This is a genomic window from Brachybacterium sp. GCM10030268, assembly GCF_042666305.1.
Taxonomy (GTDB): Bacteria; Actinomycetota; Actinomycetes; order Actinomycetales; family Dermabacteraceae; genus Brachybacterium.
The window spans coordinates 206,975-222,661 of the sequence record NZ_JBHTCW010000003.1 but is presented as its reverse complement, the minus strand read 5'-3'; the positions used below and the strand labels follow the sequence as shown (position 1 = coordinate 222,661).

Sequence of the window (15,687 nt, the reverse complement as noted above, 5' to 3'; positions counted from 1 at the left end):
GATGCCGGCGGTGCGTCAGCGGCTCGCGACGGCGCGGTCGAGCCGGCTCGAGATGTCCGCGAGGACGTCGTCGACGGGCTGCTCGGCCAGCTCCTTCATGAACGGCTCGACCTTCACCGGCCCGGTGTAGCCGGCAGCATGGACGGCGCCCATGAATCCGGCCAGGTCGATGACGTCGGTCTGGTACGGCAGGCGACGGTCCAGGTCCTGCTGCTGGTCGCGCTCGCGATCGCTGCGGGCATCGTTGATGTCGACCGAGACGAGGTCGGCGTCGGTGAGGCCGACCAGGTCCTCGGCGCTCTCGCCGGCGGTGTACCAGTGGTAGCTGTCCAGGATCAGGCCGACGTTGCCCGCGCCGGATTCGGCGATCAGCTCCCGTGCCTCGCGCAGCGAGTGGATGAAGGGGAAGCGTTCGGTGGACCAGAACGTCTTCGGGCCGATGTACTCCAGACCGATGCGGATTCCCGCCTCGGCCAGGAGCTCGGCGACCAGGGCGAGACGGCCGGCGAAGAGCCGCCAGTTCTCGCGGTAGGTGCGCTCGTCGTGCATCGGGCGGATCCAGGTCCCCACCCGGGTGACCTCGGCGGCCTTCAGCAGCTCGAGCGCGGCGGGCAGATCGGCGAGGGATTGGCGGAACTCCTCGGCGGGAGCGTCGAGGCCGATCGGCAGGCCGGTCATCCCCCACTGCAGGCCGCGCTCGCGCACCGCCGCGGCGTGCTCGGCCACAGCTGCGGTGCTGCCGAGCGACCAGAAGTAGCCGAGATCCGGGTCGACGCCGCCGAAGCCGTGCGTCGCGGCGAGGTCGACGGCGGTCGGGTGGTCCAGGGAGAGGCCGAGCGCGCCGGCCGAGAGATTCGAGAACATCCCGAAAGCCTATGCGGAATCGCGGGTCTGACCGTGATCCACGGCACGGAGTCCACGTCGTGGGACCGCGCGCTCGGCGATGGCCGATATTCGCGCCGTGGGGCGTTCCCGCGGGAACGGCCCATCGGCCGATGGACGTTCCCGCGGGAGGGTCCGCACGCCCCAGCAGCGTTCCCGCGGGAACGCTGCTGGGGCGTGCGATGCAGCCGGACGGAGGTCAGCAGCCTCCGTGAGGACGGCCCGGCGCAGGACCGAGCTCGGGACCGGCCCAGGCATCGACCACACCGGCCACGTGCTGGACCTTGTGCTCGCAGGCCCGCAGCGTCGGCTCCCAGCTGGTGTCCTCGGCGAGTTGTTCGTCCTCATCGGCGACGGCGTTGTACTCGGCCAGCAGGTCCACCTGACGATGGTTGACGAGGTTGCCCTCGGTGACGATGACCTCGCCGCGCAGGAAGGACAGGAGCTGCCCCGGTTGCGTGTCACCGGTGATGTCGAAGGTGTTCGCCTCGACCCACAGACGCGATTCGTGGCCGACCCCGAGTGAGTAGCCGTAGTCGACGGTCTGGTCGTCAGTGATGACGTAGTGGTTGTTGTAGACGTCGACCTGTCCCCAGCGGGCGCGCGGTGCCCGCTGGCCCACGCCCTCGTAGAGGTTGTGGTGGAAGGTGACCCGGAGCTTGCCCGGGTCCCCACGGTCGGCGCTGTCGGTCGACCCGACCAGGGTCAGCTTGTCGTGGTCGGAGAAGCTGTTCCAGCTGACGGTGACCAGGTCCGAGCCGTTGGTGACGTCAAGAGCACCGTCGTGCCGCTGGAAGGTCTGTCCGAAGTACGTCGGCAGCTTGTCGTCGGTCATCGGCTCGTCGGTGAAGGCGTTGTGGTCGACCCAGATGTTGGTTGCGCCGTCGACGATCCGCACGCTGTCGTACTCGCTGTTCCAAGCACCTTCGTCGCCGTCGGTGGGGTCCCACGAGGGGAAGCAGTCGTAGGTGTCGGCGAGCACGAGGTTGCGGATGATGACATTGTGGACCCCGCTCACGGTGAGGTTCGCGCCGGTCAGCCCGGCGCCCTCCTCGGCGCCGATCAGCGTCGTGTTCGAGGGAATGCGGATGTCGACCAGGGCGCGCTGCTTCTGTTCGGCGGCCTCGCGGGCCTCCTCCATCTCACCGTCGGGCTTACGGTCACGGCCCCAGGTCTCGGGGTCGTAGGCCTCGAGGTATTCCTCCAGGGTGTACCCGGTGCCCTCGGCGATCTCGTCGCAGGTGAGGGGTTCACCGTTCTCGTCGGCGTTGACCTCGATGGTGCCGTGGACCCGGATGATCGCGGGCTCGTCTCCGGAGCCGGCGAGAGCGTTGACGAGCTCGGTCCGGGTGGAGACGTCGTACACGTGCTCCTCGTTCGCCTCGGCGCCGCCGGTGGTGCCGCCGCCGGCGCTGGCCCAGCCGTCGTCATCGGGAAGGACCTGCCGGTCGGTGATGGCCGGATCGCGCGGGTGCGTATCGGGCGGGCCGTGGGTACCGCCGGGGCCGGCCACGGCGGTGGAGGGAATCATCAGCATCAGGGCGGCCGACGCGGTCACGAGTGCGCAGGCCGTGCGCCGGGTTCGGGTGGATGTGGCCATCATGATCTTCCTTGATCTGTTGTGTCGGCGGCTGGTCTTCCCTGGTCAGAGGCGCGGATCCGATATCTCCCAGGGGCCGCCCGTGAGCTCGACGTCCTCGAGCCGGAGCGTGTCGTCGATCGAGCGCAGCGGATAGGCGGCGCGGTCGCCCCCGGTGTCGTCCTCGTAGGCGTTCTCCAGCGTGAGGGCGGCGAGCACGACGTCCCGGGCGAACACGGTGACGGTCGCCCAGTCCGTGGCAGGTTTGTCGTAGGTGACCACGACGTCGGCGGGATCACCGGAGGCACCGCGGATCTCCAGGCCGTCGCACCCCGGCCAGACGGAGATCACCTCGCGATAGATCCCGGGGTGGACGATGATCTCCACGGGGTGGGGGCTGCGCCACGCGGCCCCCACGGCGGCATGGATGGAGGAGACGTCACCGGTCCCGTCCTGGGAGACATGCAGGCGCCGCGGCGTGCGCTCCGTGCGCCCATGGGGGCCTGCATGCCGGGTGAGCAGGTCGCGCACCTGGTCGACGGGGTCGAGGTCGTAGTCGTAGTGGTCGGCGGGGTCGACGTCGATGCCCGTGTCCTCCCAGTCGCCCCAGGAGTCGGTGCGCAGGTTGCCGTTCTGCGCGACCCGGGACTGCTCGTCACTGGTGCCGATCGGGTTGCGGACGGCGTCGAACACGCTGTGCTCGATGAGCAGCTCGGTGGCACCGCGGGAGGCCATGCCGTACGAGCTGGCGCCCGCGAGCCAGCAGTTGTACACGTGCCCGATCTTCACCTGATCGATGCTGCCGTTGCGCTGGTGGACGTTGGAGAACCGATTGTGGTGCAGCGTCAGCGTGGTGACGAGGTTGTCGGTCCAGCCCACGCCGAGCGTCTTGTTGTGGTCGCGGAAGAGGGACCAGGACACGGTCACGTCGGTCGAGTCCTTGCGGATGTCGACCTGACCGTCGCCGAGCCGGGCGAACTCGCAGTGATCGATCCAGACATGGTGCGAGGTATCCACACGGATGCCGTCGTTGTCGTTGGTCTCGAACTTGCCGTCCCAGTCCCCCGCGACGAAGGAGTCCCGGACGGTGAGGTTGCGGATGATGACGTTGGAGACCTCGAGCAGCCGCAGCCCGCCCCCGACGATCTCGGCCCCGCGGCCGACGCCGACGATGCTCGTGTTCGCGGAGACGTCCGTGATGGTTCCGCTGGGGAACTCGATCGTCCCGCTCACCAGCACCACCGTCGGCTCGTCGGCCGCGATGGCTTCGGCGAGCGCATCCGCCGTGGTGACGGTGACGACGCGACCGCCGAGTCCGCCCGTGGTGCCCTCCGGCAGCTCGGGGGTGGGCACGGAGGCGAATCCCGTCGGCCGCGGCGACCAGACGCGACCGCCGCCGGCACCGGACCTGCCGGTGGGGACCCGCATCAGGGCCAGCACGCCATCCGGCGTGGTCGCGGTGGGCCGGGCGAGAGCGGGAGCGATGCCGGCGAGCACGGCGGCGGCGCCCACGGAGGCACCGGCCAGGGCAGGGAGGCTGCGGCGGGGAACTGACGGCATGATCATCCTTTATCGGTGGGGTGCGGCTCAGCCCTTGACCGAGCCGATGAGCGCGCCCTTGACGAAGAAGCGCTGGATGAAGGGGTACAGCAGCAGCATCGGCATCGTGGCCACGGTGATGACGGCCATCTTCACCGACTGCGCCGGAGGCACCACGCTCACCGAGGAGGCGTCCGCGTTGACACCGCTGGCGACGATGACGATCTGGCGCAGCAGCACCTGGATCGGCCACTTCGAGGAGTCGTTGATGTACAGGATCGCGTGCATGTACGTGTTCCAGTAGGTGACGGCGTAGAACAGGCCGATGGTGGCGATCGAGGCGATGGACAGCGGCAGCACGATGCGCGCGAACACACCCAGCTCGGAGCAGCCGTCGATCCGCGCCGCCTCCTCGAGGCTGTCGGGGATGCCCTGGAAGAAGTTCCGCATGATCACGAAGTTGAAGGCGTTGACGGTCACCGGAAGGATCAGCGACCACAGCGAGTCCAGCAGCCCCAGCGAGGAGACCACGATGAAGGTGGGGATCATGCCGCCGCTGAACAGCATGGTGAATACGACCAGGAAGTTGATGGTTCGGCGCCCCAACAGGTACGGCTTGGCCAGGGCATAGGCCATCAGCGCCGTGACCACCAGGCTGAGCAGCGTGCCCGCTGTGGTCACGAACACCGACACTCCCATCGCACGGAAGATCGTCGGGGTCGAGAGGATGTAGCGGTAGGCGTCGAGGGTGACCTCCCGCGGGATCAGCAGGAAGTTGGTCGTGGCCAGCTCACCGGGGCTCGCGAAGGAGCTGCCGATGACGTGGACGAACGGGATCAGGCAGATCAGGGAGAAGCCGCTGAGGATGATCACGTTGATCACCCGGAATATCTGCTCCCCCGTGCTGAGGCGGCGCAGGCGCGGCCGGCCGTTTCGGCGTGGCGGACGCGTGGCCAGGACGGCCTTGCTCCCCGCGTCGGTGGGAGGGCTGGGTGGTGCGGTGGTCATGAAGGGCTCCCATCCGTGAGCGGGCGCAGGGCGAAGAGGGCGGCCGTCGCGAAGAAGACGAACGCGAGCGGGAACAGGATCAGCTGGCTCCCCAGCAGCAGGACCAGCCCCGCGGCGAAGAACCACCAGCCGGTGGTGCGGCGGGTGGGCAGACGACGGGCGAGGAAGAGCCCGGCCGTCGACAGCAGCAGCACCACGATCAGGGTCGCGCCGAACCAGGCTCCGAGGACGCGAGCCGCCTCGAACGCCTCCTGCGGGCCCATGCCGTGATCCGCGCCGAGCAGGGAGGGCATGACGTCGCGCTCGAAGGTCGCGGCATCCACCCCGTTCATGACCAGGCAGAAGCCGCCGAGGCAGAGAATCGCCAGCGCCATCCCGACACCTGCGATCCACATCTCGGCGGTGCGACGGCGGAGCCGGCGGGACTCATGCAGAACCGTCATCGCTCCCCCTGACCTCCAGCTCGAGACCCTCGCAGGCGTGTGTGGACACCGCGGCCCCGTCGGCGCCGGCGACCCGGACCCGGCTGAGCTCGCCGCCCCGCACGAACCCGAGCTCGATGCCGGATCGGGTCCGGGCCTCCACGGCGAGCGCCATCTCGGGCGCTCCCGGCCGCGGATCGGCGGCGAAGGTGACGTCGAGGTCGTCGAGGGTGACGTTCTCGAGGGGCGCCTCGGGCAGTCCGAAGAGGTGACCCGCCGAGGCGTGGACGTTCCTCGCGGTGACATGTGCGAGATGGAGCCCGCGGATCCGCGGGGTGCCCCCGTCGACGGCGCGCGCGGAGCGGTCCCCCACGTGGGGCTCCTTGCCCTCCGGCCCGCAGAAGTAGAAGGGGTTCACCGTGATCGGGCACAGCACGTCGTCCATGACCACGTTGGTCACCCGCACGTCCTCGATCACTCCCCCGCGCACTCGGCGGGTCTTCAGACGGATCCCACGATCGGTGCCCTGGAACACGCAGTTGCTGATCACGACGTTGCGGACGTCGCCGCTCATCTCGCTGCCGATCACCACCCCGCCGTGGCCGCGGATCATGGTGCAGTTGCTGATGACGATGTTCTCGCAGGCGACGCGGTCCGGCGTGTGCTCGGTGCCGGCCTTGATCGCGATGCAGTCGTCGCCCACATCGATGTGGCAGTCGCTGATGCGCACGTTGCGGCAGGACTCCGGATCGATCCCGTCGGTGTTCGGCGAGTCCGCAGGGTTGCTGATCCGGATGCCGCTGATGGTGACGTCGTCGCACAGGGCGGGGTGGAGCGTCCAGGCCGGGGAGTTGCGCAGGGAGACGTCCCTGATCGTGACCCGTTCGCAGCCGTGCAGGCCGATCAGGGTCGGGCGCGGATGCTCGAGGTCGCCGCGCCGTTGCCGGAACGTCTCCCACCAGGTCGCGCCGCCCCCGTCGACGGTTCCCAGGCCCGTGATCGAGACGTCCCTCTCCCCGTGCGCGAACAGGCACGGGGAGTGGACGAGGCCTGCCGTGCCTTCCCAGCGCGCCTCGACGGCCGGGTACAGCGCGGGATCCGGGACGAACTGCAGCAGCGCGCCGGCCTCGAGGTGCAGATCGATGCCCGAGCGGAGCCGGATCGCTCCGGTGCGGTGGGTGCCGGGGGGCACGCGCACCTGACCGCCCCCACGGGCCGCCGCCCGGTCGATGGCGTGCTGCAGCCATGTGGTCGCCAGCTCGGCGACGGGCGGTTCGGAGATGTCCAGGGTCGACACGAAGGGACCTTTCCCGATCGGTGGAAGGAGCGGAGGGGAGCGCGGCGGAGACGAACCGTCAGCCGTTGACGGCGTCGTAGGCCTCGGTGTACTCGGCGATGATGTCGTCCAGGCCCTGGGAGCGCACGGCCTCGATGGCGGCCTCGTAGTCGCTCATGGAGGTCTGGCCGATCATGAAGGTGTTGTAGGCGTCGTTGAGCGCCTGCTCGATGGTCGCCCACTGGTTGTCGTACGTCGGGGACGTCAGCGACTGCGCCGGGTTGGTGATGGCGTACTCGGCGTTCTCGTCCATCATCTCGTTCGCCTGGTTCACGTACTCGTCGGACGACTTGTAGATCTCCACCAGGTCCGACGGGCGTGACCCGTTGTAGGGCTGGACCTGCTGCTCCCACAGGGGCTGATCGATGATGGTCACCACCCCGTCGTCATCCATCTCGTAGTGCGTGCCCTCGATGCCGTTGGTCATGAGCTGGAAGGCGGGCTCCTCGAGCAGCTCGTCGATGAGGGTCAGCCCGCGGGCGAGGTCCTCCTCGGAGGTGAGCGACTGGGTCGAGAAGCACATCAGGCCGCCCATGCCCCCGCCGGTGTCCGAGACGATCCGCCGCGGCACGTCCGCATAGGTGATGTCGTTGATGAGCGTCCAGGACACCTCGGTGTCGGGGTTGATCGACTCGGCGAGCGCCACGTAGTTCTTGGCCTCGAACAGCCCGGTGACGACGATGCCGCCCTTGTCCTGCGCGATCGCCTGCTGCTGATTCTGCTTCTGCATCGTGATGAACTCCTGGTTCACGCCGCCTGCCTCGTAGACCTCGCGGTACCACTGCATGGCCTCCTTCCAGGGATCGGTGGTGCAGGCGGGGACGATGTTGCCGGCGTCGTCCAGCTGGAACTTGTCGCCCGCGCCGAAGTAGCCGGCGAGCGATCGGAAGCCGACCAGGAAGCTCTCCTGACGGTCGATGAACCCGGTGGCCGCGGCGCCGGTGCCGGTCGGGTCGTCCTCGGCGAAGGCCTTCGCGACCTCGCCGAGCTCCTCGATGGTGTGGGGCACCTCGAGGCCGAGGCGGTCCAGCCAGTCCTGCCGCACCAGCACGCCGTAGCGGGCGAGCGGCTTCTGGAACGGCACGCCGTACAGCGCACCGTCCAGCCGTGCCCCCTCGAGGGTGTCCGGGTTGATCTGGCTGAGGTTCGGATAGTCGGCGAGGAACTCCTCGACCTCCCAGAACAGTCCGGAGCTGAGTGCGTCCCGGATCGACGGCATCGCCAGCTGGTTCAGGGACGTGATGTCGGCGACGGAGCCCGAGGCCAGGGCCGCGTTGACCTTCTCCTCCTTGGAGGCGTCCGGAACCCACTGGAACTGGAAATCGGTCCCCGTGTGCTCGGTCAGCGCGGTCATCACCGGGCCGTCCGCCTGCGGCGTGGACGGGGTGTGCAGCATCGACATCCAGGTCAGCGAGCCGCCACCGGCGCCGGCCGAGCCGCCGCCGCTGCTTCCGCAGGAGGACAGGGCGAGGGCGCCGGTGGCGGCCAGGGGTGCGGAGGACAGGAGAGTTCTGCGAGTGATCATGCCGGGGTTCCTTTCGGGAGGGACGACGACCGCTGGGCGGCCTTCGTCGGGCGAGGCGGGGACGCGTCGGTGCGCTCCGCCGGGTGCGCTGGCACGCGCAGCACGGGGTGGGGGTCGGTCTCCGGGGAGCTCTCGAGATCACGGAGGATCCGCCGGCAGACGGCGGCGAAGACGAGGGCGGGCAGGGCGATTCCGAACATCATCAGCAGCGGCGCGGCGAAGCGCAGCATCAGGCCGTAGCCGACCAGCACGGTGGTGGTGGCGATGATGGTCCAGTGCAGCGAGCCCACCCCCAGCAGCAGGGCGCTGCTGAGCTGTGCACGGATGCCGGTCACGTCGAGGGCGGCCATCACGAAGAACACGTAGGCGCCGAGGATCCACAGCACGGCGGCTGCCGCGAGGTTCGCCGCCCTCAGGTACCAGTCCGAGAGGCTCAGCAGGTTGACCAGGATGACGGCGCCGGCGAGCAGGAGGATCGCCCCCATCACCACGGGGTGCCACCGCAGCTCCCGGGCGTACCGGAAGAAGGTCGGGGCCACCGGCGGGGTGGTGCCGTCCCGCAGCCAGTGATGGAGATACTTGGCCAGCGCGTAGCTCGCCGGACCGAAACCCACGAGACCGAGACCGGCCACGGTCACCGCGATCCACAGGATGTTCAGCCAGGCCAGGCGCCAGAGCCCGGAGAGCCGGCGGTTCAGGGCCACGAACTGCTCGAAACCGAACATCAGTACACCCCTTCCTCGCCGATCCGCTTCGCCAGCGAGTTCACGCCCATCACGAGCACGAGCCCCACGAGGCCCTTGAACAGGCCCACTGCGGTCGCGAAGCTGAGCTGGCCGTTCTGGATGCCGGCGGTGTAGACGAAGGTGTCGAAGATTTCGCCGACCTCACGGTTCATCGAGTTCAGCAGCAGGAACATGTGTTCGAACCCGAGTTCGAGGAAGTCACCGATCGAGAGGATGAACAGCACGATGATCGTGGGCCGGATGGCAGGCAGGGTGACGTGCCAGGTCTGCTTCCACCGGTTGGCGCCGTCGATCTCGGCGGCCTCGTAGAGCGTCATGTCGACCGCGGTCAGGGCGGCCAGGTAGACGATCGTCCCCCAGCCCGCCGTGCGCCAGACGTGCTGGAACACGTACATCGGGCGCAGCCATTCGGGATCGGTGAGGAAGGCGACGGGCTGCCCGCCCAGCGAGGTGATGAGGTTGTTGATGGCCCCGCCGTCGGTCGTGAGCAGCACGTAGAACAGCGACACCACGATCACCCACGACATGAAGTGGGGGATGTAGATGATCGTCTGCACGCTCCGCTTGAAGAAGCGTCCGCGCAGTTCGTTCATCAGCAGCGCGAGGATGATCGGCACCGGGAACGAGATGAGCATGAGCAGCCCCGACAGCACCAGGGTGTTGCGCAGCAGCATGAAGAACGTGTCCTGCGTGAACAGGCGGACGAAGTGCTCGAAGCCGACCCAGGGGCTGCTGAGGATCCCCAGGAACGGCTGGTAGTCCTGGAACGCGATGATCAGACCGCCCATCGGCAGGTACTTGAACACCAGGAAGTAGACGATTCCGGGCAGTGCCATCAGGTAGAGCACCCGGTGGCGCCAGAGCATCGCGGCCAGCGATTTCTTGCGCGCCTGTACGGCCGCCTTTCCCGCAGGGGGCTCAGGCACGGTTGCGGCGAGCACAGGAGACGAGATCCTGGGGTCGCGTACGGGGTCAGCCGCCATTGGCCATCCTTGTTCGTCGTCGAAGCACGGGCGGGGAACAGTCGTGTGAAACCGGTTCCCCGCGGTCTCCCCAGTGTGAGTGGCGATCTCCCGGCTGTCAACGCTGCGGGCGAACACGATTCTGGGCAGCCTGCCGCCCCGGCTCCATCTCTACTGGTCACGGCGTCGCCCGGCCACGCGACCTCAAGGGCCTCACCGCGGCCGGCCACCTGATAGTGTGCGCGCAGCACGCTGTGTAACCGGTTCCCCGGTGGTCGCGCGGAAGCGCCCGCACGAATCGGACCAGCGCCCTGAGCAGGCCGTGCGGAGGAGTCACGTTGGAACACCGATCGAACCCTGTCCTCGATGCGGATTGGCCGGACCCGGACGTCATCCGCGTCGGCGGCGACTACTGGATGATCGCCTCCAGCTTCAATCGAGCCCCGGGACTGCCCGTGCTGCGCTCGTCGAACCTCGTCGACTGGGAGCACGTGACCAATGCGCTGCCGGCGCTGGTCCCGCTCGAGCACTATGCGCTCCCGCGGCGCGGCAGCGGCGTCTGGGCTCCCAGCATCCGGGAGCACGACGGCACCTTCTACATCGTCTACCCCGACCCCGACCACGGGATCTTCGTGATCGACGCGCCGCATCCCGCGGGCCCGTGGAGCGCGCCCCGGCTCCTGCTCGCCGGGCACGGATTGATCGACCCGTGCCCCCTGTGGGACGACGAGGGCCGCGCGCATCTGGTGCACGGCTGGGCGCGGTCGCGTGCCGGGATCAAGAATCGCCTCTCGCTGCTGGAGGTGACCCCGGACCTCACGGCCCCGCTGTCCGCCTCCGAGGTGCTCATCGACGGCGCCGAGATCCCCGGCATGCTGACCCTCGAGGGCCCCAAGGCGTACGTCCACGACGGCTGGTACTGGATCTACGCCCCGGCGGGAGGGGTCGCCGACGGGTACCAGGTCGTCTTCCGCTCCCGCGACCTCCGCGGCCCCTACGAGCACCGCGTGGCGCTGGAGCAGGACGACACGCCGGTCAACGGTCCGCACCAGGGCGCATTGGTCGACGACGAGCAGGGCTGCTGGTGGTTCGTCCACTTCCAGGACCGCGACGTCTTCGGCCGTGTCACCCACGTCCAGCCGGTCCGCTTCGACGCCGAGGGGTGGCCCCACATGGGTGAGCCCGTCGACGCGACCCGCGGCCGTCCGGTCGCCCTCGTCCCCGAGGTCGGCGCCGTGGGCGGCAGCGGTCCGGCCACGGGCTACACGGAGCCGCGGCGTTCCGACGACTTCACCTCGCGCGAGCTCGCTCCGCGCTGGCACTGGCAGGCCAACCCCCGGGCCGACCGGTGGCGCACCGGGGACGGGCGACTGGACCTGGCCTTCGCGCCGAGTCCCCGCGCCGATCTCCGGCAGCTCGGTGACGTGCTCGGCCAGCAGCTTCCGGGGCAGCCGAGCAGCTGGGAGGTGGAGCTCCATCTTCCTGCTGCACCCCCGCGCCGCGATGCCGCCCCCGAGCGGGCGGGGATCGTAGTGCTCGGGCTGAGCTACGCGTGGGCCGGACTGGTCCGGGACGGGGACGGCATAACCCTCGTCCACGGCACGATGCCGCAGGACGCGGCCGACGAGACGATCCACCGCGCCCGGCTGTTCACGGCCGACCCGACCGCCGAGGCCTCGATACGCCTGCATCTGACCTGCGATCAGGCAGGCCGCATCGCACTGGGGGCATCGCCGGGCCGAACGACCCCGGCCGGTCGCCCTGCGGGGGCGGCACCTCCCCAGTGGCTGCTGACCGGATGGCAGAGTACGAAGGGACGGTGGATCGGCGCGGAGGTCGGCCTGTTCGCCGCGGCCGGGAGCATGGTGGACCATGTCCTGGACGACCGGAGGGCGAGTTTCGGCCCGGTGACCGTGCACTGCGAAGGAAGTGACATCTGATGCCCCGAGGCGGAGGTGGGCCGACCATCACCCAGGTGGCTGAGGCGGCCGGGGTCTCCCGCGCCACGGTCTCGCGCGTCCTCAACGGCCGCACCAGCGTCGATCCGTCGATCGGCCTCCGTGTGAAGGAGGCGGCGCAGAAGCTGCAGTACCGTCCGAACCTCACTGCCCGCAATCTCTCGACCGGGCGCACCCTGACGGTGGCGCTGGTGGTCCCGGACCTCGGCAACCCCATGTTCCAGGCGATCCTGCGCGGTCTCTCCCGCAGCGCGGAGGCCGACGGATACAGCGTGCTGGTCGCGGAGGCCTCCTCACCGGAGCGGGAGGAGTCGATCGCCCGCGAGGCACGCCGCCGTTGCGACGCGGTGGTGCTGGTCTCGCCCCGCATGGACGACCTCGTCCTCGACGAGCTCGTCAGCACCATCGCTCCCGTGGTTCTCATCAACCGTCGCACCACCGCGGGCCGCGCCACCACCATCAGCATCGACTATGCGGGAGGCATGACGCAGCTGGTCCGTCATCTCGAGGCGTTCGGGCACCGGGATCTGCTGTACGTGGCCGGCCCGCCCCGCAGCGCGGCCAACCGTGCACGTCTGACCGCTCTGAACAGCCTCGTCGACGCCTCCCCGGGGACGACGCTCCGCTCCATCCACGGCGGCTCGACCATGTCCGACGGGTACGAGGTGGCCGAGCAGGTGCTCGAATCCGGGGCCACCGCTGTGCTGGGGTTCAACGACCTCACGGCCTTCGGCATCCTGGCGCGCCTGAACGAGTTCGGCGTCAACGTGCCCGGAGACCTCTCGGTCACGGGTTTCGACGGCATCGAGCTGTCCCGCTTCGCCGTGCCGCGTCTGACCACCGTCGGCCAGGAGCAGCTGGATCCGGGCGCGGTCGCCTGGACCCGGCTGCGCGACCACATCGAGAGCCCGGGCGCCGACGAGACCTTCGGCGATGTCCTGCTCGAGCCGCAGCTGATCGTCGGCGACAGCACGGGGCGCGTGCCGCCGTCGAGGGTGCCCGTTCCCGACCATGCCGATGCACTGTCGGGGGCATACGATGCCGACCTCGCGAAGAAGCCGCTGGGCTGGGTGCGGGAAGGTCGGGACTGGACCCTTCTGCACGGGGGGACGCTGCTGACCGCCGCCGTGACGGGGGCGTCCATGGCCCCCGTCCACAGCCCGCGCCCTCATCTGCACCCCGTGCGCTCTCTGCACGGACGAGCGCTGACGGTCACGAATCCGGTCGATCATCGGCATCATTTCGGCCTGTCGCTCGCCCTGCCCGACGTCAACGGCACCACGTACTGGGGAGGGCGCACCTTCGTCGAGGGCCGTGGCTCGACCCTACTGGCGAACCAGGGTGTCCAGGAGATCCGCGAGACGGAGACCGCGGAGACCGGGCGCGATCTGCGCTCGGAGGTCAGGTGGCTCGATCATGATGGCCGCGACGTCCTGCTCGAACGGCGACGCCTCCGGGCGTTCGTCCTGCCCGAGCACTATGGGTGGGGCCTTGCCTGGCGCAGCCGCCTGTACGCGGACACCGCCGACGTGCGCCTGACGAGCCCCGCGAACCGGGGCCGGCTGGGGGCGGGGTACGGGGGCCTGTTCTGGCGTCTGCCCGACGCGGACGAGACCCGCATCCTGGTCGAGGACGGTCACGGGGAGTCGATCGCCCATGGGTCGACGAGTCCGTTCCTGGTCGTCCAGCGACGCCACGGCAACGAGTGGACCAGTCTCGTGCTCGTGCAGGACATCCGGACGCAGAGTCGTGTCGACCCGTGGTTCGTGCGCGCATCGGACTACGTAGGAATCGGCACGAGCCTCGCCTGGTCCGCTCCGCGGGACATACCCCGCGGCGCCCACCTCGACGTCCGGGTGCACGCGGCCGTGTTCGACCACCCGGTGACGGCCGATGAGGTGCCCGCGATCGTCGGGGCCATGCCTGTCAGCGACGACGAGTTCCCCGCCTCGAGCGGCGACTCCTGATCGGCGGGCGGCGTGCCGCGAGTGATGTGCCGCGACACGACGTCGACGACCTCGCCCTGAGGCGTTCCCGCGGGAACGCCTCAGCACGGCCGCGAGCGTCCTCCGCGCACCGTCGCGCCGACCCGATGAACGTTCCCGCGGGAACGTGTCTCGTCGTCAGACGTTCCCGCGGGAACGTCTGACGACGAAGGGTCCGCTCGGCGATCGGTCCTGGCGGAGATCAGCCGGCCGCAGCCTCCCATCGCGGATCGCGGCCCAGGAAGGCGAAGAGCTTCTCCTGCTCGGTCGCCTCCTTCGGCACGGGCTGCTGCTGCCCGAACTGGCCGCTGGATCGCAGCATCTCCTCCATGGCACTCATCCCGGCCAGCGCCTCGTGGACCATGTCGGGATCGAGCGCATCGTCCTGACCCGACGAACGAGCCAGGTCCCAGGTGTGGAAGAAGACGTCCCCGGTGAAGACCGAGTCGACGACGTCCGGGACCGGCCTGTCCTGGCCGGTGTGCGGATTCGAGTGCAGGTGCTGCGCGGCAGCCGGATCCTCGAACAGCTCGCGGACCTGCGTATCGAGATGGATCCAGGCGCCGACGGGGTCGTCGTCCGCCGACGGCCCGGCCGAGAAGCGGACATCCGAGCCCCCGTGGATCATGGCCGGCAGCCAGGTGACGAGATGGTCGACGACATCCCGGGCACGCCATTCCGCGACGGGCGTGGGTGCGTCCCAGTCCTTCACCCCGCCGACCGTCTCGGTGAACCGGTCGGAGATGGCGCGGTACTTCGCGTCGGGCGGGAGCTGGGGCAGCGGGGTGCTCACGCTGTCTGCTCCGCTGCAGGAGACTGTGCTCCCGCCGGCACGGAACCGGCCTCGAGGAGCTCGTCGAGCTTCGCGTAGCCCTCGTTGATGCCGACTTCCATGCCGGATTCCAGCATCTGACCGCGAGCCTCGAAGGAGTCGGTCAGCGACTGGCTGTGCATGCGGGTCCAGCCGTCCCCCAGGTCCTCGAATCGCATCGTCTCCAGCGAGACCCCCTCGGGCCAGCCGTCGAAGGTGAAGGTCTGGACGATGCGGTTCTCGGAGACCTCGTGGAAGCATCCGTGGAAGGAGTACTCCTCCTCACCCCGGATGTTGGTGAAGGCCCAGGAGCCGCCGGTGCGGGCGTCCCAGTGGTCGATGCGGGTCGAGAGGTCCTTGGGCCCGACCCACTGGGCGTAGAGGTCCGGGTCGGTGTGGGCGCGGACGATCTGCGCCGGAGTCGCAGGGAAGTCCCGGGTGATGCGGATCAGGGGGACGTCGGGGTCGGCTTCGATGGTGGCAGTGGTCAGACGGTCGGTGGCGTTCATGGCGATGTCTCCTGAGAATCGGTGAGGCCTGCGTCAGGGGTTCCTGCGTGCTCGAGGACCTCGTCGAGGCGGGACATGCGTGCCTCGGCGGCCCTGCGATGTCGGTCGATCCAGGTGGTCAGCTCCCCCAGCGTCTCGGCGTCGAGATGCACGGGGCGGCGTTGGGCATCGCGCCGGCGGGTGACGAGGCCGGCCGATTCGAGGACCGCGAGGTGTTTGCTCACGGCCTGCAGCGACATGTCATAGGGGGCGGCGAGCTCGCCCACGGTGGCGTCCCCGAGAGTGAGCCGGGAGACGAGGTCGCGACGGGTGGGGTCGGCGAGAGCGGCGAAGGCCCTCGAGAGAGTGTCGTCGTCCATACCTCCCTTTCTCAACTTCTTGGTTGACAACGGCGACGCTACGCCTGCTCCGCCACGTCGTCAACC

14 protein-coding genes are annotated in these 15,687 nt (G+C 69.3%); 2 read left to right on the top strand and 12 right to left on the bottom strand.

The features are described 5' to 3' along the window. Positions 1 to 15 precede the first annotated feature (15 nt). The 9 genes from ACFQRD_RS06840 to ACFQRD_RS06800 form a co-directional block, all read right to left on the bottom strand. On the bottom strand, positions 16 to 864 hold the full coding sequence (locus ACFQRD_RS06840) for a sugar phosphate isomerase/epimerase family protein (RefSeq protein ID WP_377803621.1): 849 nt from the start codon (positions 862 to 864) through the stop codon (positions 16 to 18). Between the two features lie 217 nt (positions 865 to 1,081). Next, on the bottom strand, positions 1,082 to 2,482 hold the full coding sequence (locus tag ACFQRD_RS06835; protein ID WP_377803620.1) for a polysaccharide lyase family 1 protein: 1,401 nt from the start codon (positions 2,480 to 2,482) through the stop codon (positions 1,082 to 1,084). A 45-nt stretch (positions 2,483 to 2,527) separates the two neighbouring features. After that, on the bottom strand, positions 2,528 to 4,021 hold the full coding sequence (locus ACFQRD_RS06830; RefSeq protein WP_377803619.1) for a right-handed parallel beta-helix repeat-containing protein: 1,494 nt from the start codon (positions 4,019 to 4,021) through the stop codon (positions 2,528 to 2,530). Between the two features lie 27 nt (positions 4,022 to 4,048). Further along, a complete protein-coding gene (locus ACFQRD_RS06825; protein WP_377018499.1) occupies positions 4,049 to 5,008 on the bottom strand; it encodes a carbohydrate ABC transporter permease in 960 nt (319 codons plus the stop codon). Further along, a complete protein-coding gene (locus ACFQRD_RS06820) occupies positions 5,005 to 5,451 on the bottom strand; it encodes a hypothetical protein (protein WP_377018497.1) in 447 nt (148 codons plus the stop codon). Before ACFQRD_RS06820 ends, ACFQRD_RS06825 begins: the two co-directional genes overlap by 4 nt. Beyond that, complete coding sequence (locus ACFQRD_RS06815) at positions 5,435 to 6,727, bottom strand: glycoside hydrolase family 28 protein (protein ID WP_377018496.1); 1,293 nt, start codon at positions 6,725 to 6,727, stop codon at positions 5,435 to 5,437. Before ACFQRD_RS06815 ends, ACFQRD_RS06820 begins: the two co-directional genes overlap by 17 nt. A 58-nt stretch (positions 6,728 to 6,785) precedes the next feature. Then, positions 6,786 to 8,291 (bottom strand): extracellular solute-binding protein, encoded by a 1,506-nt coding sequence (locus ACFQRD_RS06810; protein WP_377018495.1) that lies wholly within the window; start codon positions 8,289 to 8,291, stop codon positions 6,786 to 6,788. After that, positions 8,288 to 9,016, bottom strand: a complete 729-nt coding sequence (locus ACFQRD_RS06805) for a YesL family protein (protein WP_377803618.1) — start codon at positions 9,014 to 9,016, stop codon at positions 8,288 to 8,290. Before ACFQRD_RS06805 ends, ACFQRD_RS06810 begins: the two co-directional genes overlap by 4 nt. Continuing rightward, positions 9,016 to 9,963: an ABC transporter permease gene (locus tag ACFQRD_RS06800; protein ID WP_377793684.1), complete on the bottom strand. Its 948-nt coding sequence runs from the start codon at positions 9,961 to 9,963 to the stop codon at positions 9,016 to 9,018. The genes ACFQRD_RS06805 and ACFQRD_RS06800 overlap by 1 nt, the downstream gene beginning before the upstream one ends. Before the next feature lie 374 nt (positions 9,964 to 10,337). Between ACFQRD_RS06800 and ACFQRD_RS06795 the strand changes: the two genes are divergently transcribed. Next, the gene (locus ACFQRD_RS06795; protein WP_377803617.1) at positions 10,338 to 11,939 is read left to right on the top strand and encodes a family 43 glycosylhydrolase; all 1,602 of its coding nucleotides are present in this window, start codon (positions 10,338 to 10,340) and stop codon (positions 11,937 to 11,939) included. Then, complete coding sequence (locus ACFQRD_RS06790) at positions 11,939 to 13,924, top strand: DUF6807 family protein (protein ID WP_377803616.1); 1,986 nt, start codon at positions 11,939 to 11,941, stop codon at positions 13,922 to 13,924. The genes ACFQRD_RS06795 and ACFQRD_RS06790 overlap by 1 nt, the downstream gene beginning before the upstream one ends. Before the next feature lie 220 nt (positions 13,925 to 14,144). On the opposite strand, the gene ACFQRD_RS06785 is transcribed toward ACFQRD_RS06790, so the two are convergent. The 3 genes from ACFQRD_RS06785 to ACFQRD_RS06775 are packed head-to-tail and all read right to left on the bottom strand — an operon-like array spanning position 14,145 to position 15,621. After that, positions 14,145 to 14,735 (bottom strand): TIGR03086 family metal-binding protein, encoded by a 591-nt coding sequence (locus ACFQRD_RS06785; RefSeq protein ID WP_377803615.1) that lies wholly within the window; start codon positions 14,733 to 14,735, stop codon positions 14,145 to 14,147. Next, positions 14,732 to 15,262, bottom strand: a complete 531-nt coding sequence (locus ACFQRD_RS06780; protein WP_377803614.1) for an SRPBCC family protein — start codon at positions 15,260 to 15,262, stop codon at positions 14,732 to 14,734. The genes ACFQRD_RS06785 and ACFQRD_RS06780 overlap by 4 nt, the downstream gene beginning before the upstream one ends. Beyond that, positions 15,259 to 15,621 carry an ArsR/SmtB family transcription factor gene (locus tag ACFQRD_RS06775; protein ID WP_377803613.1) on the bottom strand — a complete coding sequence of 121 codons (363 nt, stop codon included), beginning with the start codon at positions 15,619 to 15,621 and terminating at the stop codon, positions 15,259 to 15,261. Before ACFQRD_RS06775 ends, ACFQRD_RS06780 begins: the two co-directional genes overlap by 4 nt. Between the last annotated feature and the right edge of the window lie 66 nt (positions 15,622 to 15,687).